General features: G+C 40.1%; 5 protein-coding genes. All 5 read right to left on the reverse strand.

Features of this window, described 5'->3' with window-relative positions; genetic code table 11:
• A partial coding sequence (locus tag A2003_RS12625; RefSeq protein ID WP_286687450.1) for an SWIM zinc finger family protein occupies window positions 1-975 on the reverse strand: 975 nt, incomplete at its 3' end.
• Window positions 972-2,108, reverse strand: a complete 1,137-nt coding sequence (locus tag A2003_RS12630) for a VWA domain-containing protein (protein WP_286687451.1) — start codon at window positions 2,106-2,108, stop codon at window positions 972-974. The genes A2003_RS12630 and A2003_RS12625, both read right to left, overlap by 4 nt.
• Window positions 2,108-4,603 (reverse strand): DUF5682 family protein, encoded by a 2,496-nt coding sequence (locus tag A2003_RS12635; protein ID WP_286687452.1) that lies wholly within the window; start codon window positions 4,601-4,603, stop codon window positions 2,108-2,110. The genes A2003_RS12630 and A2003_RS12635 overlap by 1 nt, the downstream gene beginning before the upstream one ends.
• Window positions 4,604-4,859: 256 nt before the next feature.
• The gene (locus A2003_RS12640; RefSeq protein ID WP_125272296.1) at window positions 4,860-5,951 is read right to left on the reverse strand and encodes an ATP-binding protein; all 1,092 of its coding nucleotides are present in this window, start codon (window positions 5,949-5,951) and stop codon (window positions 4,860-4,862) included.
• A 12-nt stretch (window positions 5,952-5,963) separates the two neighbouring features.
• Window positions 5,964-6,201, reverse strand: a 238-nt coding sequence (locus A2003_RS12645; RefSeq protein WP_286687453.1) for a hypothetical protein, incomplete at its 5' end; no start/stop codon positions are given.

Genomic DNA, 6,201 nt, shown 5'->3' on the forward strand with positions numbered 1-6,201 from the left:
TAACTGGTAAAGATACGCATTGATTTGAGCTAAATATAATAATGTTTCGTGTTCAGAACTATGTTCGTCACGATTTAAAAGTCGAGCAACCTGACCGCTCAGTTGCCTTAACATTGCAGCCAATCGAGGTAATGACTCACTTCTAGCAGACATATTCAGTAGATGTAATTGTCGTGCAGTCATTTCATTTACATGCGATAAACCAAACTCAATCAACTGAGCAAGATCATCTTTTAATTCAATAATAAATTGACCTTCAATCTCACTCAGAACTACGGAATTCTCTGTTTCATTAAGTTCCAACTCAGTCCAGAATTTTCCTTGCAGTCGCTGTACTTCACTTAAAGCAGCTAGATAATATGCAGACTGATCCTTTTCTAAATTTGACAGCATTCCAGCAAAACTAGCCCCTGCCACATAAATAATGTCTTCAGCCAGACTCTTGATACGAATTTTTAAACTGTATTCTTCTTCAAATAATTCTGTTTGTTGTTCTTTTTGCCAAAGACGAGCGAGTTTGATGGCTTTTTGAGTTTGAGCTTTACCTATTTTCTTTGCGATTTGGTTGAGATCAACTCTCAATATTTCTTCGATCAGATTGGGTTGGAAATTATTTTCAAGTTGTTCAACCAATTCAACAGTCGTACTTTGAATATCCTCAGCTGAGTCTGTTGTTAGATTTTCGATTGGTTGCTGAACTGAATTTTGTAAATGTTGTTGCAGATATAAAACGGCTGCGACAATGTGCTTACAAGCACCTGTTGCAGGGCAACTACATGATGCATTGACTAAACCTGCCGATGATAAACCAACTTGTTGACCATCACTCTCAATGGTGATGTGTTCAGATCGCTCCGTTTGTAAAATAACCTTTCCTGCCTCAATATCTTTTAAGGCACGGCGAACCAAACCAGTATTTGCATAAGTAGCAAGACTGTCTTGATCATAAGCCAAATATTGGTGTTGCCAGCTCATTGCATCACCTCTGCCATCCATTCAGCAAAATGTTCAGGGGTTAGCGCTGCAACAGACATGCCCCTCTCATTCAGCTTCTGTGCCATTTGAATATCATAGACAGGGTTAGCTTGTTCATCTAAAGCAGCTAAGCCCAATAACTTTACGTGTTGACTTTGCAAGCGACTAATCGCATTGAGTAAATGTGCTACAGAACCACCTTCTTCAAAATCACTGATTAACGTAAAAATCGTGCGATTTGGTTGTGTGATAAAACGTTCGCAATAATTCACCGCTTTGGCAATGTCTGTGCCACCACCAAGCTGAACAGTCAATAGCACTTCAACGGGGTCATGTGCCATATGAGATAAATCAACAATATTGGTATCAAATAATACGAGATGTACTTTTACAGCAGGTAAACTTGCGAGGATGCTTGCACAAATCGCACTGTACATAACAGAGTTCATCATTGAACCACTTTGGTCCACGCACAACACGACAGTCCAAGGTAAATGACGTTGTACCCGCGCATTGAAGAATGGTTGTTGAATAATAAGCTTATTTAAATCAGCGTTATAGTATTTTAGATTTTTCCGAATCGTACGTCGCCAGTCAAAGTTCTGACTATTTGCGATCAAAGAACGGCGAAAACGATTGCGTCGACCATGAATCGCATTGATAAAGTTGGGTTTTAATCGTGCAACGATTTGCTCTACTACAGTTTGAATAATCTCTCGGACAGCATCTCGAGTTTGCGCATTCATTCGCCCACGCATCGTCAATAATGCTTTAGCAAGCTGAGGTGTAGGCTCTAAACTTTTTAAGCTTTGCGGATCTTTGAGTAATGCATCTAATTGGTAGCGTTCAACTGCTTGAGTTTGAATACGTTCAAAGGTACTTTGCGGAAATAATTTTCGCGCTTGATTGAGCCAATTAATTGCAGTGAGCTGTGAGTCATCTAATGAGCCATGACGAGACCCCCCTGCAACATGACCACGTTGTTCATACTCACGGTTGTATAAATAATCGAGAGTACGTTCCAAACGTAATTGTTCTGCATCAAGCTGTACCTGATCCAAAGCTCGATCACTATAGCGACCCAGAATTAAGCGCCAACGTGCTGCAAGGTTATTAGAGTTTGCATCATTCATTATACTAACCAACCTTGTAAATTTCGCTCGATCAAAAATTCTTGTAGTTGTTGATTTAATTGAACACCTTGTAGCATTTCAGCTTGTGAAACCTCACTGATATATTGAGAGATATCCAAACTTGAAACATCATTCAACTGCGCAATCTGCTCAGCAAAAGCTGCTGTTTCCTTCGGTTTAAAATGAGTAAATGATTGGCGTAAATCAGGCAGAATCGCCACAAAGGCAGCCTCGTCCCATTTTAATAACAGTTGATTCAGTAGTTGTGCCATTGCAGGATAACGCAATAATAATTCAGGTGCGCTTTGCATCATTCCAGATAGATAAGCGACCGCATGTTCAGGGTTAACACCTAAACCAAAATGTCGCTGAACTGATTGTTGTAAATCCTGTTCAGTCAAATCACCATCAATAAAACGTAAGGCATCAACCGCACCTGCCAACACATCTAGCTTTTGCCAGTCCGTGTTTAATCGTGCTAAAGCATTATAAAATTGTGCTAAGAAATTTTGCTCACCACCTACTACACGATTTATCTGCTTAGACAAATTGCGTAATTGCAAAACTTGATTAAGAATTTGCTGTTGTTGGTCTGCTGGTGGCGTTGCCAACTGAGACAGTAAAAATAAAGCTGTGGGGATGACTTGCTGCATCAGCGCTTTGAGTTCAGGTTGTTGCTGAAAAGCTAAAAAATCTTTGCCTGTCCATAAATTTAATAATTTTTGTCCACATTGAATCACCGAATCCAAATCAGGATCAGTGGGTAAGAATTGTTGAACTTCAGTAAACAGAATTGGAATTTGTTTGTGCAATCCCATCAATGCTGCTCGAATTAAAAGCTGTACTGCAAGATGTGATGACCTTCCTTGTCCTGCCTGAGAAAAAGTCTGTTTGATATGCAAGAGTTTTTGTACTGCAACAGTATTTAACTCACTTCCTAACTCGGATAATTCAATCAACTGAGCTTCAACATGGGGTGTCCATGCATAATCCCATTCTTCAAATAATAAATGTAAGCGCCCACCACCTAAGAAATCTGGGCCAGTCACAGACTTGGCAAATCCCACTTGCAAGAAATCAAGTAAATGTAGAAAACGACTGCGCAAACGATGTTTCTGATTTCGAAAGACATCCAGTTTTGCGCGTTTGGTGGTCGTTTCATCCAATTTAAAACGATGAACTTTTGCTAAATCATAAACTTGAGCTAACAGTGGCGGTGTTTGCGTGGATTGCACCACTTGTCCTAGACGCGCACCACCCAGAATTTGCTTCAATAGGCTTTGAAATGCTTGTTGTCCCTCATCTAAACTGCCTTTGACAAAACTACTTTGACAGGCATCAATCAAATCAAAACGACTAATTAAATGATGTCCTCTTAAAGTCGCTAATCTAATCGCCTGTTCAGTCGCATTTTTAACCGTAATAAAACTGCTTTCTAAAATCTGCTGGTCGCGTAATTGCGTAGAAAAATCAGACAGTAACTCAACGATTAAGGCTTGTCGCTGTTCAGCATCATCAAAGGATTTCTCCATCATATGTTGCCAGCAACGTTGATAAAATGCAGGCGATGGCATACCAGAAGCATAACCATTTAAAGCATCAAGACGATCAAAACTATAACGAATCAACCATGCTTGGTCATCTTGATCTGCTGACTTCATTTTTTTAATTTTCTTAGGTTTCTCAACCAGTAAATGTGCTGCCAATTGCTCAATTAAGGCTAAGGTATGAAAACCACCTGTGAGGATACAGATTTTACCCTTTTTATTTGCATAACATTCTAAGATGCTTTGCAGCATGCATTGTTCTCGGATTAAAGAAGCATCGGCTTCTAAAACACTATCCTCATAATCTAAACGAGACATAGCACACCAAACGAGCACCTCATGGAAAAAGCTTTGCCAATCATGCATCTCCAGCTTTGGCTTTAACTCAAATAAGTGATCCCAAAGTTCATCATGATTTCGACAGTGCAACTTCTGTGCTAGGGTTTGTAAATACTGACTATGAGCCAAATAGCGCTCTTGCTGTAAGCTTCGACTTTGCCAAGTTTGTTTGGTGATCGTCTTTAATTCATGATCAATCTGACTTGTCCATGCTAAATCAATAAACTCAACCTCAGCATTAATTTCTGGCGCATATCGCAGCGCAACCCATTCAGGTGAATAATCGCAAAATGGATAATAAGCAGTACGCGTTTGTTTCTGTTCCGTCTTTTCATCATCAGCAGCATTATTATTTGCTTCCATGATTTCGGTTTGACACAGTACAGCTAGTGGTGGCTGACTATCTGGATGCTGTAAATCTGCAATTAAACGATTAAATGAACGTGGTGCTTCAATCAATATGTGTTTAGGCTGTAATTGCTGCAACGATTGTAAAGCAGCATAAGCACACGCTGGGCTATGATGGCGAATCGGTAAAAAATGAATACCTTTATCTGCCAAAGCCTTTTGCTGTTGTAATGCTAGTTGTAAGCGTTGTGGTATCGTCATATTCTTTATTTCAATAAATTTTCACTTTTTATATAAACTACATACAACATCTGATACTCGGAACGTCATTCACAGCCTGCGTGGTATCTGTCAAATGTTGTTTCTGCGACTCGATTAACTAAATGTAAGAAGTCAACAGGTTCTGTGAATGACAAATGGTTTTGCCTACTTTTGTCGAAACAAAAGTAGGTCGAGCCGAAGGCTTATCCTCAAATAAGATGAGAACTCGGCACGACTCAGTTAAGACTCAAAAAATCTACTGCCAAAACGTTTTTCCAGCATCAAAAAAAGCCTTCCAAGTTACATCCTGTTTGGCACGTTCACGGGCAACATTATCCATATAAAAACGCATCCGCTTGGCATCGTCAGCATTATCTTTTAACACCACGCCAATCAACTGACGCGCAATCGCAGCACTACTCAAAGATTGATCACCTAAATAATAGCCTTCTAAAGCAGCTGCATAAGCGATATTGACCGCTTCAGCAGTCGACATCACCGCATCAGGTGTTTTAATTGAGGTACCGTCTTTGGTTGTGCCTTGACGTAACTCTTGAAAAACTGTGACCAGTAGATCAACCACAGATTCAGACATTTGAATCTGATCAGATAACTCTCCTAACTCGCGTTTCAACTGAGTCAGTACAAGCTCACGTTCAAAAACAGGATCAGCAATCGGTCGTACAGTTTCAAAATTAAAACGACGTTTCAATGCGGATGACATCTCATGCACACCGCGATCTCTTAAATTGGCGGTAGCAATAATATTAAATCCTGCTTTGGCATAAACACGACCTTGATCCCCAAGCTCAGGAATCATCATGGTCTTTTCAGACATTAATGAAACTAAGACATCCTGAATTTCAGGTGGACAACGCGTGATTTCCTCGAAACGAATGATCTTGCCAAGCTGCATCGCTTGATAAACAGGTGATGCAACTAAAGACTTTTCATTGGGACCTTCAGCCAGCAATAAAGCATAGTTCCATGAATATTTGAGATGATCTTCAGTCGTGCCTGCTGTTCCTTGAATGGTAAGTCCTGAGTCACCACTAATCGCTGCTGCTAATAATTCGGACAGCATAGATTTTGCTGTACCTGGTTCACCCACCAACATGAGACCTTGTTTGCCCAGTAAAGTCACAATCGCTCTGTCGACTAAAGCATCATCACCATAAAATTTACGGCTAATCGCTAATTTCTCATCACCGAGAATAAATTGGCGTACCGCACGTGGTGAACGTAACCAACCTTGTGGTTTAGGCGCATGGTCATGCTCACTGATTATTGCAAGTTCTTCTGCAAAACGTTGTTCAGCACTTAATTTAATAATGTCTTGTGGATTCATATCTTTACCATTTTACCAAGGTGTTTTCTTCTGCCATTCAGGATCAAAACCAGAACATGCCTCAGCAACTTTTAAATAATCAGCATAAGTTTCAGCTAATAACACTGGCGGTACATCTGCTAAATTCATTCCACTGTCACGCCAAGAACGTACATTCTTTTTCTCAAAACTGAGGTCGTACAATACAGCTGCAAGATTTTCCTCAGGCACATAACTGCCACTAAAACGAATCACCGCAGATAAACCAATT

Origin of the sequence: Acinetobacter sp. GWC1_38_13, assembly GCF_001767535.1 — a bacterium.
GTDB lineage: Bacteria > Pseudomonadota > Gammaproteobacteria > Pseudomonadales > Moraxellaceae > Acinetobacter > Acinetobacter junii.

Coding starts and splice junctions, on each gene's coding strand:
- A2003_RS12640 (WP_125272296.1), bottom strand. CDS start 5,951: ATGAATCCACAAGACATTATTAAATTAAGTGCTGAACAACGTTTTGCA.
- A2003_RS12635 (WP_286687452.1), bottom strand. CDS start 4,603: ATGACGATACCACAACGCTTACAACTAGCATTACAACAGCAAAAGGCT.
- A2003_RS12630 (WP_286687451.1), bottom strand. CDS start 2,108: ATGAATGATGCAAACTCTAATAACCTTGCAGCACGTTGGCGCTTAATT.